General features: G+C 29.5%; 24 protein-coding genes. 5 read left to right on the top strand and 19 right to left on the bottom strand.

Going from position 1 to position 20,652, the window contains the following annotated elements:
- Positions 1 to 564: 564 nt before the first annotated feature.
- From hemN to BLV71_RS02585, 5 genes are read right to left on the bottom strand one after another with little or no spacing between them, the layout of a single operon-like run.
- The gene (gene hemN, locus BLV71_RS02605) at positions 565 to 1,926 is read right to left on the bottom strand and encodes an oxygen-independent coproporphyrinogen III oxidase (protein WP_093869036.1); all 1,362 of its coding nucleotides are present in this window, start codon (positions 1,924 to 1,926) and stop codon (positions 565 to 567) included.
- Between the two features lie 42 nt (positions 1,927 to 1,968).
- Positions 1,969 to 2,667 (bottom strand): purine-nucleoside phosphorylase, encoded by a 699-nt coding sequence (deoD, locus tag BLV71_RS02600; protein WP_093869035.1) that lies wholly within the window; start codon positions 2,665 to 2,667, stop codon positions 1,969 to 1,971.
- A gap of 11 nt (positions 2,668 to 2,678) precedes the next feature.
- Entirely contained in the window at positions 2,679 to 3,344 is a 666-nt protein-coding gene (gene deoC, locus BLV71_RS02595; RefSeq protein WP_093869034.1) for a deoxyribose-phosphate aldolase, read from the bottom strand.
- Between the two features lie 4 nt (positions 3,345 to 3,348).
- Entirely contained in the window at positions 3,349 to 3,681 is a 333-nt protein-coding gene (locus BLV71_RS02590; protein WP_093869033.1) for an AraC family ligand binding domain-containing protein, read from the bottom strand.
- Positions 3,682 to 3,686: 5 nt separating this feature from the next.
- Positions 3,687 to 6,062 (bottom strand): heavy metal translocating P-type ATPase, encoded by a 2,376-nt coding sequence (locus tag BLV71_RS02585; protein ID WP_093869032.1) that lies wholly within the window; start codon positions 6,060 to 6,062, stop codon positions 3,687 to 3,689.
- Between the two features lie 103 nt (positions 6,063 to 6,165).
- On the opposite strand from BLV71_RS02585, the gene BLV71_RS02580 reads away from it, so the two are divergent.
- The gene (locus tag BLV71_RS02580; protein ID WP_093869031.1) at positions 6,166 to 6,852 is read left to right on the top strand and encodes a Crp/Fnr family transcriptional regulator; all 687 of its coding nucleotides are present in this window, start codon (positions 6,166 to 6,168) and stop codon (positions 6,850 to 6,852) included.
- Between the two features lie 108 nt (positions 6,853 to 6,960).
- Here BLV71_RS02580 and BLV71_RS02575 read toward each other — a convergent pair whose 3' ends face one another.
- The 13 genes from BLV71_RS02575 to BLV71_RS02525 form a co-directional block, all read right to left on the bottom strand.
- Complete coding sequence (locus tag BLV71_RS02575) at positions 6,961 to 7,665, bottom strand: DUF4369 domain-containing protein (protein ID WP_093869030.1); 705 nt, start codon at positions 7,663 to 7,665, stop codon at positions 6,961 to 6,963.
- Positions 7,666 to 7,704: 39 nt separating this feature from the next.
- On the bottom strand, positions 7,705 to 8,967 hold the full coding sequence (locus BLV71_RS02570; RefSeq protein ID WP_093869029.1) for a DUF819 family protein: 1,263 nt from the start codon (positions 8,965 to 8,967) through the stop codon (positions 7,705 to 7,707).
- Between the two features lie 39 nt (positions 8,968 to 9,006).
- Positions 9,007 to 9,666, bottom strand: coding sequence for a DUF2490 domain-containing protein (locus BLV71_RS02565; RefSeq protein ID WP_093869028.1), 660 nt, complete (start codon positions 9,664 to 9,666; stop codon positions 9,007 to 9,009).
- Positions 9,667 to 10,076: 410 nt separating this feature from the next.
- Complete coding sequence (locus BLV71_RS18430; RefSeq protein ID WP_158530833.1) at positions 10,077 to 10,226, bottom strand: hypothetical protein; 150 nt, start codon at positions 10,224 to 10,226, stop codon at positions 10,077 to 10,079.
- 264 nt (positions 10,227 to 10,490) lie between these two features.
- Positions 10,491 to 13,691, bottom strand: a complete 3,201-nt coding sequence (locus BLV71_RS02560; protein WP_093869027.1) for a WD40/YVTN/BNR-like repeat-containing protein — start codon at positions 13,689 to 13,691, stop codon at positions 10,491 to 10,493.
- A gap of 217 nt (positions 13,692 to 13,908) precedes the next feature.
- The gene (locus BLV71_RS02555) at positions 13,909 to 14,073 is read right to left on the bottom strand and encodes a type II toxin-antitoxin system antitoxin (RefSeq protein WP_093869026.1); all 165 of its coding nucleotides are present in this window, start codon (positions 14,071 to 14,073) and stop codon (positions 13,909 to 13,911) included.
- A gap of 1 nt (position 14,074) precedes the next feature.
- Complete coding sequence (locus tag BLV71_RS02550; RefSeq protein WP_093869025.1) at positions 14,075 to 14,995, bottom strand: alpha/beta hydrolase; 921 nt, start codon at positions 14,993 to 14,995, stop codon at positions 14,075 to 14,077.
- On the bottom strand, positions 14,992 to 15,495 hold the full coding sequence (locus BLV71_RS02545) for a hypothetical protein (RefSeq protein ID WP_093869024.1): 504 nt from the start codon (positions 15,493 to 15,495) through the stop codon (positions 14,992 to 14,994). The genes BLV71_RS02550 and BLV71_RS02545 overlap by 4 nt, the downstream gene beginning before the upstream one ends.
- Position 15,496: 1 nt before the next feature.
- Entirely contained in the window at positions 15,497 to 15,655 is a 159-nt protein-coding gene (locus tag BLV71_RS02540; RefSeq protein WP_093869023.1) for a DUF4177 domain-containing protein, read from the bottom strand.
- 2 nt (positions 15,656 to 15,657) lie between these two features.
- On the bottom strand, positions 15,658 to 15,828 hold the full coding sequence (locus tag BLV71_RS02535) for a DUF4177 domain-containing protein (RefSeq protein ID WP_093869022.1): 171 nt from the start codon (positions 15,826 to 15,828) through the stop codon (positions 15,658 to 15,660).
- Positions 15,815 to 16,009 carry a glycine zipper domain-containing protein gene (locus tag BLV71_RS02530; protein WP_093869021.1) on the bottom strand — a complete coding sequence of 65 codons (195 nt, stop codon included), beginning with the start codon at positions 16,007 to 16,009 and terminating at the stop codon, positions 15,815 to 15,817. Before BLV71_RS02530 ends, BLV71_RS02535 begins: the two co-directional genes overlap by 14 nt.
- Before the next feature lie 33 nt (positions 16,010 to 16,042).
- Entirely contained in the window at positions 16,043 to 16,186 is a 144-nt protein-coding gene (locus BLV71_RS18425) for a hypothetical protein (protein ID WP_176974333.1), read from the bottom strand.
- A 3-nt stretch (positions 16,187 to 16,189) separates the two neighbouring features.
- Positions 16,190 to 17,050 carry an SPFH domain-containing protein gene (locus tag BLV71_RS02525; RefSeq protein WP_093869020.1) on the bottom strand — a complete coding sequence of 287 codons (861 nt, stop codon included), beginning with the start codon at positions 17,048 to 17,050 and terminating at the stop codon, positions 16,190 to 16,192.
- A 116-nt stretch (positions 17,051 to 17,166) separates the two neighbouring features.
- On the opposite strand from BLV71_RS02525, the gene BLV71_RS02520 reads away from it, so the two are divergent.
- The 4 genes from BLV71_RS02520 (at position 17,167) to BLV71_RS02505 (ending at position 19,944) form a co-directional block, all read left to right on the top strand.
- Complete coding sequence (locus tag BLV71_RS02520; protein ID WP_093869019.1) at positions 17,167 to 17,949, top strand: S1/P1 nuclease; 783 nt, start codon at positions 17,167 to 17,169, stop codon at positions 17,947 to 17,949.
- Positions 17,950 to 18,143: 194 nt separating this feature from the next.
- Entirely contained in the window at positions 18,144 to 18,710 is a 567-nt protein-coding gene (locus BLV71_RS02515; RefSeq protein ID WP_093869018.1) for a hypothetical protein, read from the top strand.
- A gap of 99 nt (positions 18,711 to 18,809) precedes the next feature.
- Positions 18,810 to 19,319 carry a TlpA family protein disulfide reductase gene (locus tag BLV71_RS02510; RefSeq protein WP_093869017.1) on the top strand — a complete coding sequence of 170 codons (510 nt, stop codon included), beginning with the start codon at positions 18,810 to 18,812 and terminating at the stop codon, positions 19,317 to 19,319.
- A gap of 7 nt (positions 19,320 to 19,326) precedes the next feature.
- On the top strand, positions 19,327 to 19,944 hold the full coding sequence (locus BLV71_RS02505; RefSeq protein WP_093869016.1) for a thioredoxin family protein: 618 nt from the start codon (positions 19,327 to 19,329) through the stop codon (positions 19,942 to 19,944).
- A gap of 63 nt (positions 19,945 to 20,007) precedes the next feature.
- Here the strand turns inward: BLV71_RS02505 and BLV71_RS02500 are convergent, their stop codons facing one another.
- The gene (locus tag BLV71_RS02500) at positions 20,008 to 20,619 is read right to left on the bottom strand and encodes an aspartyl/asparaginyl beta-hydroxylase domain-containing protein (RefSeq protein ID WP_093869015.1); all 612 of its coding nucleotides are present in this window, start codon (positions 20,617 to 20,619) and stop codon (positions 20,008 to 20,010) included.
- Positions 20,620 to 20,652: the final 33 nt, after the last annotated feature.

The following is a 20,652-nucleotide window of genomic DNA, read 5'->3' as shown; positions in this document are numbered from 1 at the left end:
TATCAAAATTATTTTCCCCTTTTAGATAAATTGATTCCCCTTAAATATTATATTAAAACTCATTAGGTGTCTAATGAGTTTTTTTATTACCATAAAACTACTTTTAGATAAAAAAAGGTAAAAACACTAGCTATTTTACCAATTATCGATACATACAGTTTATTAATCTATTGTTACAGTAGAAGCAACTAATAGTTGTTATATTTTTTTTAATAAGAAGATATATTTACAGTATCAAAATTATTTTCCCCTTTTAAATAAATTGATTCCCTTGAATATAGCAAGAAAGCTCATTAGACATCTAATGAGCTTTTATTTTAGGTAATTATAATGGATGTTTTTAAGATTACTTTTTTCTTTAATTAAAGAAGTGATATCAACTTTACCATTCGTCGACACTTTAATGATATTCACCCGTTCTTATAGTTGAAACAACTAACAATAACTAGACGTTGTGAATAAGAGGTTATCTTTACAGTATCAAAATTATTTTCCCCTAAAGATAAATTGACTCCCCTTAAATATTACATTAAAACTCATTAGACACCTAATGAGTTTTTTCATTTAGATAGTCATTGAAAATAGTTTAGTATCTGGCTGTTTTTTATGTAGTTTTTTATCAAAAGCCATACAGATATTGCGAACAAAAGGACGTGCTTTTTCAGGAACAGATAATGTGTTATTTTTAATACTTACTAAACCATCTGTTATCATCTCTTCAAGTTTTTCTATATGTTTTGAAATATTTTTTATGTGAAGGGATTCTTCTTTCCAAGAAGTTTCAAAATGACACATAATGTTTAATATATGTTGGCGAATAATTAAATCTTCTTTTGATAAAAGATGACCTCTAAAAACAGGAATTTCACCATTATTGACCAATTGTTGATATTCCTTTACTGTTTTTACATTTTGAGAGAATCCATACCAAGAATCTGAAATTGAAGACATGCCTAAACCAATCATTAATTGGGTTTTGTTAGCGGTGTACCCCATAAAATTACGATGTAAAGTTTTTTCTTCTGTAGCTTTATATAAACTATCACTAGGTAAAGCAAAGTGATCCATACCAATCTCTGCATAACCCATATTTGCAAATAACTGCTTCCCTAGCTCATAAAGTTCTCGCTTTTCTTCATTTTTTGGAAGATCTTGTTCATTAAAACCACGTTGACCAACACCTTTTACCCAAGGAACATGAGCATAACTGTAAAAAGAAATTCGATCAGGTTCTAATTCTTTGGTTTTTTTAATTGTATGAATTACATTTTCTTTAGTTTGGAAAGGTAAACCAAACACTAAATCATGACTAATAGATGTATAACCAATTTCACGAGCTAATCGAGTAGCTTTTTCTACATTTTCAAAGGGCTGAACCCTATGAATGGCTTCTTGTACTTTTAAATTATAATCTTGTACACCATAACTAACTCTAGTAAATCCTAAATCGTAAAGAGTTTGTAAGTGTTCTTTTGTTGTATTGTTAGGATGTCCTTCAAAACTAAATTCATGATTTGGGTGTTTTTTTGCATTCTTAAAGAGACCACTAATTAAACGTTTTAATTCTTTTTTGGAAAAAAAAGTTGGAGTTCCTCCACCTAAATGAATTTCTTTTATAATAGGGGTTTCATTTATTAAATTAACATAGAGTTGCCATTCTTTTAATACGGTGTCAATATATGGTTGTTCTACCTCATGACGTTTGGTTATGTGCTTATGACATGCACAAAAGGTACATAGACTTTCACAATAAGGAAGGTGTATATATAAACTGATACCTTCTGAAGTATTACTTTCAATAAATGATTGTTTAAATGTAGCGATCCATTTCTTTTTTGAAAATGTTTCATTATCCCAATAAGGTACAGTAGGATAACTAGTATATCTAGGTCCTGGAATGTTATATTTTTGTATTAATGAGCTCATGTTTAGTATTGTTTATTAATAAAGGAAGTAGCTTAGTATAGTTTATACTACATTTAAGGCTATCTCTATCATTTCTTTGAATGTTTGTTCTCGTTCATCAGCTGTAGTTTTTTCTTTCGTAACCAAACTATCAGAAATTGTTAAAATAGATAGTGCTTTAACATTATATTTAGCTGCTATTGTATATAAACCAGCAGTTTCCATTTCAACACAAAGCACACCATAATCAGCCCATTTTTTATAACTATCAAACTTATCTGCGTAAAACTCATCAGAGCTTAACACGTTTCCAGCTTTTAATGAAATGTTTCTTTTTGTTGCCTCCTGTACGGCTCTTTGAAACAATTCAAAATTTGCAGTAGGGGCATAATCAGCACCATTAAAGCGCATTTTATTTAATCCAGAATTTGTAGAAGCAGCCATTGCAATTACAATATCTCTAATTTTCACATCTTTTTGATAAGATCCAGCTGAACCAACTCGTATAAGATTTTTAACATCATATTTAGTAATTAATTCTGAACAATAAATTAAAGTAGAAGGAATTCCCATACCTGTTCCTTGTACAGATATTTTTTTACCTTTATAATATCCTGTGAAACCTAACATGCCGCGTACGGTGTTATAACAAATAGAATTATCAAAAAATGTTTCAGCAATCCATTTGGCTCTCATAGGGTCACCTGGTAGCAAAACAGTTTCTGCTATTTCTCCTTTTTTAGCTTCTATATGTATGCTCATAAGTATGGTTTTTAGTACTGGCTTTTATTTGTTATACCATCGGTAACTAAAGAAACTCCAGATGAAGTACCTAAGCGAGTAACCCCAAAATTAATATATTTTTTAGCGATTTCTATATTTCTTATACCACCAGCTGCTTTAATTTCTATTTTACCTTTAGCTATATTTTTCATTAAAGAAACATCTTCAAACTTAGCACCGTCAGTACCAAAACCTGTTGAGGTTTTAATGAAATCAGCCTTAGCGTTAACAGCTAATTGGGTAACAATTTTTATTTGTTCAGTATTTAAATAACAGTTTTCAAAAATTACTTTTAAGGTATGTTTTTCAATGATTTTTTTTATTTGACTTATTTCATTTTCTACATACTCATATTCTCCGTCTATTAATTTTCCAATATTAATAACCATATCAATTTCTGAAGCTCCATTTTTAATAGCATTTTTAGCTTCAAATACTTTTGTTTCTGTACTCATAGCACCTAGAGGAAAACCAACTACTGCAGCAATTTTAATAGTTGAATTTTCTAATTCTTGTTTAGCTAATTGTACGTAAGATCCGTTAACACATACTGCGCTGAAATTGTGTTTTTTAGCTTCATTACATAGCTTGATAATTTCTTTTTCTGTAGCTGTTGGCTTTAATAATGTATGATCTATATATTTGTTTATTTGCATGTTCCTAAACGTTTTTTACTCTATTTACTGTGTCTGATTTTGATAAAGATAATCGAACAATACTTTCCTCTATTGCAGTAAGGTTATGAACTACGTGTGGTTTCAATGAAATGATATCACCAGTATTTAGTAGTTTCTCTTCTTCATTAACTCCAAAAGCTATACATCCTTTTACTACTTGAACTATGATTGCAAATGGGGCTTGATGATCTTCCATGGTTTGACCTTTTTCGAACACAACTCGTATTTCTTTTGAAAAGTCAGTATCTAACAGTAATGAAACAGCTGGTTTCATTTTATTAAACTTTATATTTTTTAAAAATGAGGCTACTTTCATAATTTTTATTTTATTTTTCGTCCTAATATATTTGTTGCAATAGTTGTAAATAGTACTATACTTATTGAGCTCAAAGGCATTAAAATAGCAGCTATTACTGGTTTTAGTTGCCCAGTTACAGCAAAGTAAAGACCTACTACGTTATAAGATAAAGATAACAAAAAACAGTACTTTATAATTTTAATAGCAGTTTTTGAGGCTTTAATGTAATTAGTTATCTGATGAAATTTTGAAGCATCTAAAATAGCATCACAGGCAGGAGAAAATACATTAATGTTTTCAGAAAGAGCAATCCCAACATTACTTTGGGCCAAGGCTCCAGCATCATTTAATCCATCACCAACCATCATTACTTTTTTATTTTGTTGCTGAAGACCATTAATATAATTTAATTTATCTTCAGGCTTTTGATTGAATAGTAATGTTGTAATTGAGGGTAAAAAGTTTTGTAAATATTTTTTTTCACCTTCATTATCACCAGACACTACAGCTAGTTCATAATTATTTTTTAAAGAAGAAAATACTGGTTCAACATCTTTCCTATAAGCATTTTTAAAAAGAAATTTACCTTTATATACATCGTTTATACTAATGTGAACAGAAGTATCTAGATTCGTAGATTCTGATTTATCTTGAACAAAAGAGGATGATCCAATTTTTAATGTTGTTTGTTGGTAAGAAGTTTCAATACCTTTTCCTATGTATTCATGATAATTATCAATAGATATATTTTCTTCGTTCTTAAAAGAAGTATAAAGCATTCTACTTAATGGATGATTTGATGATCTTAAAGAGCTTTTTAATATTGATTTTTGTTCACTGTTTAATGCTATTCCATCATAAGTAATGTTATTTTCTTTGTTAGTTGTTAAAGTCCCGGTTTTATCAAAAATTATGCTATTAATAGTTGCCAGTTGCTCAATAACTGTAGCGTTTTTAAGATAGAATTTTCGTTTGCCAAAAATACGTAATAGATTACCTAAGGTGAATGGAGCTGCCAAAGCAATTGCACAAGGGCAAGCAATTATTAAAACAGCGGTAAATACATTTAAAGCTTTACTTGGGTCGTAAAAAAACCAAAATAGTGTAGTTACAAAAGCAATGGATAGTACTGCAATGGTAAAGTTTTTACCAATACTATCGGTTAAAGTTTTAAAAGTAGAGTTTTTATCTTTTTGAAATACATCATTACTCCATAATTGAGTTAAGTAACTTTGAGAAACAGAATTTAAAACTTCCATCTCTATACTTCCGTAAAGTTGTTTTCCTCCTGCAAATATTTTATCTCCCGATTTTTTTGAAACTGGATTGGCTTCACCAGTAACAAAGCTATAATCTATTTGCGCATTTCCATTGATTAAAATACCATCTACAGGAATTAATTCTTGATTTCTTATTAGTAATCGGTCTCCTTTTTTTATGTTATAAATTTGAGTATTTTCTTCTTTACCATCTTTAGTTATTTGTGTTACAGCAATAGGGAAATAAGATTTGTAATCTCGCTCAAAGGATAAAAAGTTATATGTTTTTTGCTGAAAAAACTTACCAAGTAAAAGGAAAAATACAAGTCCGGTTAAACTGTCGAAAAAACCTGTACCTATATTGAAAACAATTTCTACAGTACTTCTTATAAATAATACCAATAAACCTAAAGCAATAGGAACATCAATATTTAATATTTTTGTACGTATTCCTTTATAAGCCGAAACAAAATAGTCCTGACTGGCATACAATATAACGGGTAATGAAAAAGCAAACATTAACCACCTAAAAACACTTTTGTATTGTTCTAACCAAAATTCAGAGACTTCGAAATACTCAGGAAAAGATAAAAACATTACATTTCCATAAGCAAAACCAGCAATTCCAAGCTTATATAATAAACTTCTATTTACTTGTTTTTTACCTACTTCATAGTCTTCTAAACTAATATAGGGTTCGTATCCTATTGAACTTAATAATAAAACAACTTCTTTTAAATTTGTGTTAGTTGCGTTGTAGGTAATTCTAACAGTTTTTTTAGGGAAATTAACTTGAGATGTAGTTATGTTTTTTTGAAGTTTGTGTAAGTTTTCTAAAATCCATATACATGAACTACAATGTATATGAGGGATGTACATATTTACAACTTGAATATTGCCATCATTAAACTCTATTAACTTTTCAACAATATCATTATTAGTTAAAAAGTCATATTTCCCTTTAATTTCTTCGGGGATAGCTCCAGGACTATTTTGAAAGTCGTAGTAGCAGGTTAAATCATTGTCTGAAAAAATTTCATAAACAGTTTTACAACCATTACAACAAAATGATTTTTCATTAATAGTAATAGTATCTGCCTCACACTTGTTACCACAGTGAAAACATTTTTTACTTTCCATATTTACTCTTTTGCCTAGAGCAAAGGTCTATTATTATGTTAGTATAAAATATGATATTTGTCAGCTTTTTAGTACCTTTGATTAATCTCAAAAAGGGCACATTATGAGTAAATGTGAGCAATGTATTGTTCGTCAATTTAATTCTTTAAAGGCATTAACAAAAGATGAATTAGTAAGGGTTTCTGGATGTAAAACTTCAAAATTAGTAAAAAAAGGAGAAGTTTTATTTGAAGAAGGTGAACATATAAATGGTGTGTTTTGTATAAAAGATGGTGTTTGTAAGGTTTCTAAAATGAGTGATAATGGACGTGATCAAATAGTTCATTTGATTAAAAAAGGAGATTTACTTGGGGAACGAAGTTTGATAAATAATGAAACCTCAAATTTAAAGGCAATAGCAGTTAATGATATGGAGGTTTGTTTTATTCCTAAAGAAGAAATCATAAAAGATTTAGAGAAAAATCAAAACTTTACCATGGAGATTTTAAAGAACATGGCTTTATCATTAAAAAATGCGGATAATGTTATTGTAGACATGGCACAAAAAACGGTGAAGCAACGTTTAGCAGCAACTTTATTATATTTAGACGAAAGGTTTTTAAAAAATAGTGAAGGAGCTATTGATGTTAATTTTTCAAGGGAAGATATAGCCAATATTATTGGAACAGCTACTGAATCAGCCATTCGATTACTTTCTGAATTTAAAAAGAACAAATTAATTAGTTTGAAAGGTAAAAACATTACTATTTTAAATCCAAGAGGATTAAAGGATATTTCTGAAGGATTTTAAAATTTATTAATAATTTAAATAGACTATTTTAAATAAAAATAGTTATTCTATAAAAAAGACCAGTGATTATTTAATCACTGGTCTTTTTTACTTTTTAGTAGCGTAAAATTATTTCTGTTCTTTGATTTTTATATCAGTAATAAACTTTTGTAAACGTTTACCATATGGTGAATTCTTTACTTTATCAGTTAAGCTATTATTTATAGTGTCAAGTAACTTAATATTAGCGTCAAATAGTTGAGTTAGCGCTATATATGGAGCAGCTTCACTATCAGGGTTAGCAATCGCAAAATTTGTAGTGAATAAAAACCTACGACGAACCATTTTTTTATAATCAGCTTCAAGTTTTTTAATTAATTCTTCATCTTGTGCTTGTTTAGCCTCAAAATCTTGTTTAATAAAATCTAAACGTTGGTCAGTAAAGCGTTTATCAACCTTATTGTAATTATCTAATACTTCTTGGTTCTTTGATCCTTTTATTACAGGTTTAAATCCAAATTCTTCAACGTTATCGTTAATTGTAATTTCTCCTTTTTCTCCAAAAAATAATAAACGTTTATCATTTGTGTTTCCATTAAAAGTAAGGTAATACATTACAGGAGACTCTACATTATCTGTTAAAATAAATGCATCATTACCTAATAAGGCAACAGAATCAACAGTGATTAATACTGTATCCTTCATTTTTTGAAGATATAAAGTTCCTTTTTTAAGACCTTTAATTTGCCCTTTAACAATCATGTTTCCTTGTTTTTTAGAAGAACATGCTATAGCAATAAATGTAAATACTAAAACGATTAAAAGTTTTTTCATTGAATTAAAAATTTTGAGTTGCAAATATGAGGAAATCTACTAAGCTTTCGAGGCTATTTCCATTAAAATTGTACATAACATGGCTCCGTAGGTTCCAACTACATACCCAAAAACAGCAAGTAAAACTCCAACTGTTGCTAATGATGGATGAAAAGCAGCAGCAACTACAGGAGCGCTGGCTGCAGCACCAACGTTGGCTTGACTTCCTACAGCTAAAAAGAAATAAGGCGCTTTTATTAATTTAGCTACTAATATCAATAAACCTGCATGGATAGACATCCAAACGACACCTACCACAAGTAATCCTGGATTATCTAAAATACTGGTTAAATCCATTTTCATACCAATAGTAGCAACTAAAATATAAATAAAAATGCTTCCTATTTTACTAGCACCAGCTCCTTCATAATTTTTAGCTTTGGTAAAAGATAAAAGAATACCAATGATAGTAGCAATTGTAACCATCCAAAAGAATTTAGAAGAAAAAGAGGATAAAGAGGAAGTTTTATCAGCTACTGATTCAAAATTATTGACTAAATAACTAGATATATTATCTGCACCAAAATGAGCAAGACCAACTGCACCAAATGCTAAAGCTAAAATAATAACTAAATCAGCTAAAGAAGGAACTCTAGTTATATTTGAAGTAAAAGATGATACTTTATCTTTTAACTCTTCAATAGCTGTGGTATCTGCTTTTAACCATTTATTTATTTTATTGTTTTTACCAATTCCAATTAATAAAATAGCCATCCAAATATTTCCAACAACAATATCAACCAATACCATTTTTCCATAACTAGCTTGATTATATTGGTATATTTCTAACATAGCAGCTTGGTTTGCTCCACCACCAATCCAACTACCAGCAAGTGTAGAAAGACCTCTCCAAACAGCATCAAAGCCAACACCTCCAACAGTTTCTGGAGAAACAATGGAAACTAATAAAATAGCCATAGGCCCACCGATTATAATTCCAATGGTTCCTGTAAAAAACATAATTAAAGCTTTAGGACCTAAGTTAAAAATAGCTTTTAAATCGATACTTAAAGTCATTAAAACTAATGAAGCTGGAAGTAAATACCTACTAGCAATAAAATAAGTTTGCGTTTTTTCTGCTGAAATCCACCCCATAGAATTAAAAATAGAAGGGATTAAATAACACATTAAAACGCCTGGTACTATTTTATAAAATTTAGACCAAAATCCTGATTTTTTAGATTCTGTATAAAAGACAAACCCTAATGAAACCATTAGAATTCCGAATACAATTGCATCATTAGTAAAAAGAGGTGCTTCCATAAATAGTAATTAGTTTGGGCTAAGGTATATAAAATATGTTTATTTCTTTTTTTGATGATTTGTGTTAATGATAATACCTAATTGAATTCTATCAAGATGTGTATCATTAACCATAATATTCATATATCCAGCTTTCAATTTAATAGAACTTGATAGTTTATAAGAAAAACCAGTTCCTAGCCAGTTTTGATTATATGCTTGCCCATCAAAATCAAAGAAAATTTCATTAAATAAATATGTTGACCATTTTTTAGATATAGGGTAGTCTAAACCTAATTGATAACGTACAAAATGTCCTGTAATTGAATTGAAAAAGCGTTGCTCAAACCTCAATCGGTGAGCAAAACCTAGTTTAGAAACTTTATGTTTTACATTAAAGTCCTCATAAATTCTGTGTTCATTAAAAGAGCCACCATCAATACCAAATGTGTTATCTGTATTTAAATAAGAATGACCAAGTGTTGCGCTTAAGTTTTTGTTGATTTTATAATTAACCCCAAAACGACTAATAAACTGTTGCATATCATCTCCAATTTCAAAGAAACGAAAATGAGCCATTGTTTTTAAACTGAATTTTTCAGATAATTTATGAGATCCATTATACATGTACCATGCACCTAGTTCTTTTGCAGGATTTTTTTGAGCTACTATTTTTAATGAAACGATAGCTACTATAAGGGTTAAATAAATTTTCTTCATTATGTTGATTTTCCTTTTTTTATTAAATGTAAAAATAGTAATTTCATTAACTTCTAAAAAAAGAACCTGTTTAAAATACTTTTTAAACAGGTTCTTATTAAAAATTATTAATTTTAGTTATTTACTCTCATAAGTTTTGTTGCTAACACTCCTTATTACTTTATATTTTTATAAAGAAGAAATTTGGAAATAAGTATTTTTATGTTAAAACTTGATTTGGTAAGTCTAAAGGACAGAGCCTGATTGGGTAGTACTTATTAAGTTTATTATTTAGATGATTAGCATCAATGTATAGAAGCTACCATTAATTGGTAGCTTCTATTTAATTATAGGTAAAGTGTTACTTGATTATAAAATACATATAGTGTATTATACAAAAAGGCTATCTATTGAGTAGACAGTTTTTGTTTTTATACCATATGCCCAGAACAGGCAAGTATTGAACATCTACCAAATTTATTTAAGCAAAAGCCCCAGCCACAGCCTCCTTCTTTTCCATTGATTTTTTTAAGTTCTTCTTTTTTTAAAACTTTCCCTAAGTTTAAAATTGATTTTTTCATAATAAATAATTAAAAATTTAATAAGCCCTGAACGTTTAAAGACACTCAAGGTTTGTGTCTAATTTTCGCGAAAAATATATTTATGTAATACTAAAAAGTATATTTTTTTGCTAGAGCTTATATGTTAAGGGAGTTTGAAATAGTAGTTATTTCAACATAATTAAAAGGGTATTAAGAGTTGTAGTAAAAGTAAATAATAGCTTTCATTAAAAAATCACCCTTTTCGGGTGATTTTTTAATGAATATAGTAAGTTTATTAAGTTGTTAATTTGTTTTAAATATACGTACTTCTTTAAAAGGTGTAATTGTAATTTTTTCAACTTTTTGTTTATAATCAGACCACTCTTTATTAAAGAATGCATTAGTTTTATCAATTGCTTCCTTTAAAGTGTTTTCAAATTGTGCTACTAATCTTTCTTCAGTTTTGGTTTGATTTTTAAATTTACTACCAACATAACTATAAGCTGTCCATAAACGAGTACTTACATTTGGAACCGGGCTTCTAACTATACCTTGACGTTTATCTTTTTTTCCTAAATAAAGGTCTATCAATTTAGTTATTTCTTTAGAAATTTTTTCTGAAGATTTTATCTCAGATTTATATTTTTCTTTATCTTCTTTTTTTAATTTTTTACTGTAGTTGTCGGCAATTTGCTTACTCTCTACTAATTGTTTTACTACTTTTCCTATAACTTTTTCTTTATTAGATAGCTTTTTTAAGCTTCCATATAATTGATCAAGATTTTGTTCTGTTAATTCTAACCTAGGATCAAATTCAATAGAGATGTTTTGTTCAGAAACAACATTTCCATAGGTCGCTTTAATTTTATAAATACCAGGTCTAGCTCCAATTCCACTAGGTTCAGATTTTTGTTTACGAATTTTTCTTGAAGCTCTTAGTACACCTTTTTCATCCATCCCCCAACGTAATGTATGAATTCCATTTTTTTTAGGTGCTTTTCTTTTTAGAGTTCTAATTAATTCGTTTTTATTATTATAAAATTCAAACTTTATTGAATCCCATTTTATTTTATTTTTCTCTTTTTTAACAGTTTTAGTATTTGATTTTCCCTTTTTGTTTTTAGAATCTTTTTTAGGTTTGTTTAAATAATATTTTATTAGAGCTCCACTAGACCTGTTTTTTCCATTAAACATGGCGTCAGCTCCAAAACGAGAGCCAGTAGGTTGTTGATAAGCAGCATGATATCCGGTAGGGGGAGAGAATAGTTCAAATTTATTTACCAAAATATTTTTGTTAGCTGCTATAGCTCTTAACGGACGAATATCGTCTAACACCCATGCAGCTCTACCAAAAGTACCAATAACTAAATCATGTTCTCTTGGATGAATAACTAAATCTTTTACAGGTACAGTAGGAAATCCGTTAGTCCATTTTATCCATTTTTTACCTGCGTTTATTGATATATATAATCCGTCATCTGTACCTAAGAACAATAAGTTAGGGTTTATAATATCTTCAATAATACATAAAGCATAGCTTTGAACATCATTTTCATTTACTATACGTTCCCATGTTTTACCATAGTTTTTAGTACGATATGCATACGGTTTGTAATTAAATCTACGATAATCATTAGCAACTAATAAAGCTTCTCCTTTATTTTTGTTTGAGGCTTTAATTTGTGTTACCCAGCTATTTGCTGGTAACCCTTTTATATTTGTTGAAACATTAGTCCAGTTTTGACCTCCATTACGAGTAATTTGTACTTGTCCATCATCAGTAGCTGCCCATAGCATATCCTTTTCTAAAGGAGATGGTTCTACCACTAAAATAGTACAATGGTTTTCAGCACCAGTTGCATCCATTGTTAATCCCCCACTTTCAGATTGTTTTAATTTGCTTTTGTCATTAGTAGTTAAATCTGGAGAAATAATTTCCCAAGTAAGTCCTTTATCGGTTGATTTGTGTACAAATTGACTTCCAAAGTATAGTGTAGAATTATTAAAAGGATCAATATTAATGGCAGAATTCCAATTAAATCGAAGATGCATTTTTGAATCAGGATGTGTAGGGCGAACAGGAAAGTTATTTCCTGTTTTAGAATCATAACGAACAACATATCCTTGTTGACTCATAGACCATCCATAACGAGCATCATCTTTATCGGGTACTACATCAAATCCATCTCCAAAACTAATTTCTTGCCAATAAGAGTTTCTAATTCCTTGCGATTTCCATACATAAGCAGGTCCTTTCCAAGATCCGTTATCTTGCATTCCACCATATATATTGTATGGATATTCATTATCTACATTGATATGATAAAACTGTGCAATAGGTAAATTACCAACAAAACGCCATGATTTACCTCTATCATGTGTAATATTTAAACCTCCATCATTTCCATCAATCATAAAAGATGCGTCTTCTGGATGTATCCACCAAGCATGATGATCAGGGTGAACTCCATTAGATACTCCATAGGCAGGCATTAATTGTTTGAAGTTTTTACCTCCGTCTTCAGAAACATTGATGTATGTAAAAACAGTATATAATCTGTTTTCATTTTGAGGATCAACATAAATTTCTGAATAATAGAAAGGGCGATTTCCAATACCACGTTTGTCGTTAATTTTTTTCCACTTAAAACCACCATCTATACTTTTGTAAAGTGCATTTTTCTTAGCTTCAACGAGTGCGTAAATTACATCAGGGTTAGAGCGAGATATTGCAACTCCAATTCTTCCAAGTTCTCCTTTAGGAAACCCCTCTTTATCAGTAATTTTTTTCCAATTTTCACCACCATCATGAGTAATATAAACGCCACTTCCTTTTCCTCCAGATTTAAAAAACCAAGGGTCACGTTTATGTTCCCACATAGAAGCGATTAATTTATTAGGATTTGAAGGGTCCATTACTAAATCTGCTGCTCCAGTTTTATTATTATTGAATAAAATTTGTTTCCAAGTTTTACCACCATCAATTGTTTTATAAACACCTCGTTCTTTATGTTCTCCCCAAGGTGATCCAATTGCCCCAACATAAATAATATTAGGGTTTGTTGGATCAATAATAATTCTGTGTATATGACGTGTTTTTTCTAGTCCCATGGATTTCCATGTTTTACCAGCATCTAATGATTTGAAAATTCCATATCCACCATTTAAACTATTTCTTGGGTTTCCTTCACCTGTTCCAGCCCAAATAACACTAGGGTTAGACTGTTGAATAGCTAATGCTCCTATTGAAGCAGTTACTTGTTTTTCAAAAATAGGCTTCCATTTAATTCCTCCTGAGGTAGATTTCCAAACACCACCAGAAGCAGTACCGACATACATGATATCAGTGTTTTTTTGAACAACATCGATAGCTGTTACACGTCCACTCATACCACCTGGGCCAATATTTCTTGGTTTCATGTTTTTTACCAAGTCCATAGAAAATTCTTGTGCAAATAGCATAGAACTAATGGATATAAATAGTATTGAAAGTATTTTTTTCATTAGATAAGTTTAATTAGTATGTTGAGAGGTAAAGATATTAATTAAACTTCTTAAAAAAATGTTAAGCTCTTTTGGAAACGGTTTATTAAAAGCTGGATATTAGCTTAGTTAGGTTAGTTTTTCTTTTAAAAAGGACGTTTAAAAGTCATATATAAAATTGTATGATAATAAGAGGTGTTCCTATACAATAATTATGGCAATACAAAGAAGAGTATATTTACTCTTCTTTTTTCTTTGGTTCCCGTTTCGCTTCTTTTAAAACTTGCATAAGCATCCATTCAATCTGCCCGTTGGTAGATCGAAATTCATCAGCAGCCCATTTTTCAACTGCCTTTAGCATATCTTCATTTATGCGTAATGCAAATGCTTTCTTTTTTGCCATACTATTTCTTTATAAAATTTAAAATAGAGACTATTAACTCGTCGGAAATCATATATTCAGAAGTATAATACGATTTTAAGTTATCAGAATCTTTTTCTAGTTCTATTAAAACATGATTCATTTTATCAATAATATCTATAGTTGTTTTTGAATTGGCTTTATGCAAAAGTTCAGCCTCTTCAACTTGCACTTGTAAATCTTTGTTTCCATTAATGATTAAAGTGGGAATCGTTAATTTTTTAATTTCTTCTACTGGATTGTATGTAGTCCAACTTGAAATAAAAGGTAAATTTTGTTTTGCAAAAATAGAAATTAATAAAGGATTTACTTGTTTAATGCCTCCTGTATTCAATAATTCTTCAAAATGATTTTTTGTGATTTTTCCTAATTGTTTGTTTTGTTTATTTACTTGTTTAATAATAGTTTTATCAATTGTATGTGCACTTCCTGCTATTGAAATATATTTGTCTATGTTTTTTGAGGCCAACATTCCAATCAGTGAGCCTTGGCTATGTCCAATTAGAATAATTTCTGAAAATCTTTGGTCATTTTTAAAATGATCAATTACTTTTTTAGCATCTGTTACTAAATCTTCAAAAACTACTTTCTTTAAAAACTTGTAGTTTTTTGGGGTAGCGGTTCTTTTGTCATAACTAAAGAAGGCAATGTCATTTACGTTAATTGCTTTTCTAAACTTTTGAATATAATTAGCTTTTATAATCTTTCCTTGATTTCCATTTCTGTCTATATTTCCTGAGCCATGAACCCATATGATTAAAGGTGTTTTTTTTGATGTATAGGTTAAAGTACCAGGTAGTTCAATAGAATCATTTTTTATGATGATATTTTCTGATTTTACTTGAGCAAAAGAAAATACAATAGTAATTAAGTAAAATGTAATGTAAAAGATAAAGCGTATCATAATATTTTTATTTTGTTTTCATAGGTGTGTAAAACAAGTTCTACATCATCTTTTTTTTGAGTTCCTATTAATAACTTTTCACCGTTTACTAATTCTAATTGGATGCCTATATTTCCTTTAATATTAACTGCTATTCCTTTTTTAGAAAGAGTGTATCTAATTCCCCAACCACCATATTCAGCTATTGGATTGTATTGCCTAACATTTATGTTTTTAATTTCTTTCCATTTTTTTGTTTTAAATTTAGAATGAAAAGGAAATAGTTGATAATGGATGCCATGCTCATCTATTTTAGTTTTTAGTACGCAACTATAAATTAAAACATGAACTAATAGTATAGCGGTTAATGAAATTAAAGAGGAGCTATTTGCAGTTAAGCTTTTATCTATAGCACTCATCCATCCTGTAACTATAGAGTATATAGGGATAATTGATCCTAAAACTAAAAGAATATGTAGCCATGTTTGAGTAAATCGTTGCTCTTCTTTAAAGACTTTCATTTTACCTGTTTTTATCTCGTTCTAAAATAATTCTTACTGAGTTTTCAGCAATATGCTTTAAAACCCATCCTTCTCTGGCATATTGATTTAAAGTGTCCTCTAGTTTTTGATTATTACCAGAAAAACCCATTTTCCAATTAACTACTTTATATTCTTTCATTTTTATCTGTTTTTATCTTTTTCTAATAGAGCTTCTATATTACCACCGTTATTTAACGGATACACGTTAATAACTCTCCACCCTTGTTTTGCATAATTGTTAATTTCTTCTTCAAATTTTTGTCGTCCATTACTCCAACTAAACTTTCTATTTATAATTTTATATTCTTTCATTTTTCCCTGTTTTACACTTTTTTTTATTAGCTAAAGATAAAGCAACACCAATTGTTGTGCCCATACCAGACCCTAATGAGATACCAATAGGTATATTATTAAAAACTACACCATAAATAACCCCTAAACTAGTACCTAATGATATACCAATTGCTAAATAAAGGATCTGTTTTTTATTCATAGGTTAAAATTTGTTTTTAGAATTTCCATTCTTTTATTTAATTTTCTGTTGGTTAAATAGTAAGCCAAAAACGAGTCCAACTCCAGCCCCAATAGGTAATCCTAATCCGGTAGAAGAAAAAATAATACCTATTCCAGCACCGAAAATCATTCCCATAAAAGCATTCTTGTTCTTCATTTTTTAATGATTTAGTGTACCAGTATTCAAAACAGGAGAGGCTTCTTTATCACCACACAAAATAACCATTAAGTTACTTACCATTGCAGCTTTACGCTCTTCGTCTAATTCAACAATTTGCTTTTTGTTTAACTCCTCTAAGGCCATTTCTACCATGCTTACAGCTCCTTCAACAATTTTATGCCTTGCTGCAACAATTGCAGTTGCTTGTTGGCGTTTTAACATTGCACTTGCAATTTCTTGTGCATAAGCTAAATAACCAATTCTAGCTTCAAGTACTTCAATTCCTGCAATAGATAAACGTTCGTCTATTTCTTTTTCTAAAGCATCACTTACTTCATTTACACTTGAACGTAATGTAATATCTTCATCATGACCTTCATCTGCAAAGTTATCGTAAGGATACATGCTTGCTAGCTTTCTTACAGCGGCATCTGTTTGTACACGAACAAAATTCTCATAGTTGTCTACATCAAAAGCAGCTTTATAAGTTTCAGTAACCCTCCAAACTAAAATAGTACTAATCATTACTGGGTTTCCTAATTTGTCGTTAACTTTTAATCGCTCACTATCAAAATTACTAGCTCTTAAAGAAATTGCTTTCTTCTTATAAAGCGGGTTTGCCCAATACAATCCATTTTGCTTAACTGTACCTACATATTTTCCAAAAAGCAAAATTACTTTTGATGAATTAGGGTTTACTAAAATAAAACCGAATGATAAAATAAAACCTACTAGTGTTGAAATTAAATAAATAGGGTTTTCATTTTTGATTGACATAATTATTCCACCAATAAAAAGTGTTAGTACAATAAAAAATAATAGATAGCCATTTGCTGGTTTAATGATTTTTTCTGAGTTCATATTGTTGTTTGATTTAATTTGATATCATTTTGATATCGTAAAGATATGAAATATTTTTTTATAAATCCAAAAAACTATGCGTACTATTTTTTAACTTCGCAAAAAAAGTATTTAAAATGACTAAACGTTTCTTATTACTAGTATTCAGTTTTTTAATGTCTTTTACGGGGTTTTCGAATGATGATATTTGGGGGCCAACCGGACATAGAGCTACTGGAAAAATTGCTGAAAATCATTTAACAAATAGAGCAAAAAGAAAGATAGATAAATTATTAGAGGGGGAAAGCTTAGCTTTTGTATCAACTTATGCTGATGAAATAAAATCTGATAGAAATTATAGAGAATTTTATTCTTGGCATTATGTGAATATGCCTTTAGATGGAAAATATGAAACTTCTGAAAAAAACCCGAAAGGAGATTTAATTACTGGGATTAATCGTTGTGTGAAGGTTTTAAAAGATAAAAATAGTACAGTAAAAGATAAGCGTTTTCATTTAAAAATGTTAGTGCACTTGATGGGAGATTTACATCAGCCTATGCATATAGGTCAAAAAGAAGATAAGGGAGGAAATACTATTCAGGTTCAATGGCATGGGAGAGGATCAAACTTACATAGGGTTTGGGATGAAAGTATACTTAGCAAATGGAATATGAGCTATGTTGAATTAGCTGATAATGCAAAAAGATTGTCTAAACAACAAGTTAAGGTAATTCAAAAAGGAAATGTAGTTGATTGGATGTATGATACTCATAAGTTAACAAAAGAAGTGTATGCCTCTGCTAAAGTAGGAGAGAATTTGCGTTATAGATACTCGTATGTTTATTTTCCTATTGTAAGAGAACAATTACAAAAAGGAGGTTTGCGTTTGGCAAAACTTTTAAACGATATTTTTTGTTAATAAACGTAAGTTTTTTAACAAAAAAAGAAATTTATAAAATGACAATCTGATATTTTCAGGTTGTCATTTTTGTTATAGAAGAGTTTTTTTTAGTGTTAATTGGTTGTTTTTTATCTGTTTAGGTTTGTTTGTGAGGTTTTTAATGGTATCTTTAAAAGAAAATACAGCTACAAATTAACCAAACAAACTATATTATGTCAAATTCGCAAAGCATTCTTTTGAATGGAAATTCTATTTATTTTTTTGATAATTATTTAAATTCAGGGAGCTATATGTTTTTAATTAATGCTCCGTTTAATACACAAATGTTGGTTTCTCCTGTAAACCCTATACCAGGACTTAAATTTATAGATAAAGATCCGACTCCTAATATTTTTAATGCTAATTTAATTGTTCCACAAGACGGGCAATATGGTTTTAAAGTTACATTAGATAGGTCTATTACTCAGGGCAGTTTAGAGGTAAAGATTATAAAGCAAGAAGGTAGTAGTTCTATAGGGGGAGCAAAAGTTAAATTGTGGAATCGAGTAGATATAAGAGATTGTATAACTTCTTATTTTAGAAGTAGGAATCTTAATGAATGGGGGAACCCAAATACACCAGGTTCAACCCAAAGTACTCCAGGGGCATATATGTCTGGGAATTTTGAAAATAGGTTTGAATACTTGTTGAGTAGTTTAACAATTAGAAAGGCTGTATTAGCGAAATTACCACAATACAAAGATGAAATGAGTCAGGAGTATGGCGCTATTTATTATTAGGCTTGATTTTTCTGAGCTTTTCTCTTGTTAAGTTTAAGTTAATTAATAGCTATTATAATAGTAATTAATTAAATTAGAGCCTTATATAAATTTTGATTGATGAATAGAGTTTGTTTGTTGTTACTTATGGTATTAGCAGGAGTTTCGTGCAAAAAAAGTAATGAAGATAAAAAAGAAAAAGAAGTTATAATCAAGGTTTCAACACTAAATTATGACCAGCTGACACCTTTATTACATAAAAATGATGGAAAAATTTATGTAATAAATTTTTGGGCTACTTGGTGTGTACCTTGTGTAAAAGAATTACCAGCTTTTGAAAAATTAAGTGCTAATTATAAAGATAAAAATGTAGAAGTTGTTTTGGTAAGTTTAGATTTTTCAAAACAAATAGAAAGTAATTTAATTCCATTTATAAAAGAGAAAAAGTTAAAATCTAAAGTAGTTCATTTTGAAGATAGGAATGAACAATTTTGGATTAAAGATATTGCTGAAAACTGGACAGGTTCTATACCAGCTACTTTAATTTATAATGGAAAGAAAAGGAAGTTCTATGAAAAATCATTTGACTATGAAGAGTTACAAAGTGAATTACAAACTTTTTTAAACTAATATAATTATGAAAACTTTTAAAACAATACTAGTGTTAACTGTTGCTGCTGTAGTTTCTGCATTTACAATTAATGATAACGGAGGTTATAAAGTAGGAGATGTAGCTTCTGATTTTAAATTGAAAAATATCGATGACACCATGGTTTCTTTAGCGAACTATAAAAAGGCTAAAGGTTTTATTGTTGTTTTTACGTGTAACAAATGTCCATATTCTGTAGCAAATGAAGACCGTCTTATAGCTTTAGATAAAAAATATAAAGAGAAAGGATATTCAGTAATCGCAATAAATCCAAATGATCCAGCTGTTTCTTCAGGAGATGATTTTGAATCTATGAAAGTTAGAGCTAAAGAAAAAGGGTTTACGTTTCCGTATTTATTTGATGAAGGCCAAAAAGTATATCCAATGTATGGAGCAACTAAAACACCTCATGTTTATATTTTAAGTAAAAACAAAAGCAAACTAATTGTTGAGTATATTGGAGCTATTGATGATAGTTCTCGTAGCGAAAGTAATGTTTCTGAACGTTTTGTAGAGAATGCAGTTGATGCTTTATTAAAAGGTAATAAACCTACCAAAACGGATACACGTGCAATTGGATGTTCTATTAAATATAAGAGAAGTTAATATCTTATTTATAGCATAAAAATATAAAACCCTGAACTTAAAAGTTCGGGGTTTTATGTTGGTTTAATTTGCTTTTTTTATGATGTTCCTTAACCAGTTATTAGGAATCATATCAATAGTTAAATTTACACGTTCAGTTTTTCCGTAGTTGGTTATTTTATGAGGATCATTTAGTTTTAAATACCAACATTCACCCGGTTGCATTGCTACAGGAGTATTATTTAAATAAAAGGTAACATCATCATTACCAAAAATAGGTATGGTAAGGCGTACTACAGATTTTTCTATTTCAAGAGCTAATGTTGGATCGTTATGTTCTTTAACTACAGCACCAGGAGCTAAGCGAAGTAACCTAACGAGTGTTACTTTTGTGTGTTCCTTAAAAGTATTTACAATACTAGTTAAATAAGGAGATTCTTTAAGCTCAGTAGTGTCGAGCCAATCTGTCCAAGAACCATCAGCGTAATCATCGGCTGGAGGGGGGAATGGTAATGATTTGTCTACAATATGCGCTGGGGCTCTTAAAGGAATTGTATCATAATATTCATACTTAATTAAATGCTGCTGTTTTAAATCTTCAAATTCTTTCAGCATTTTGCTTACATCAAACTGAAAAGGGAGCAATACACGATCATTATGTGTTTTTGATATAGAAGGTTCAATTGCGTTTTCCATAAAGTTTTTAGATTAAGTTATATTAGTCTAGCT

Origin of the sequence: Tenacibaculum sp. MAR_2010_89, from assembly GCF_900105985.1 — a bacterium.
GTDB classification, from domain to species: Bacteria; Bacteroidota; Bacteroidia; order Flavobacteriales; family Flavobacteriaceae; genus Polaribacter; species Polaribacter halocynthiae.
This window is presented reverse-complemented; position numbering and strand designations above follow the sequence as displayed.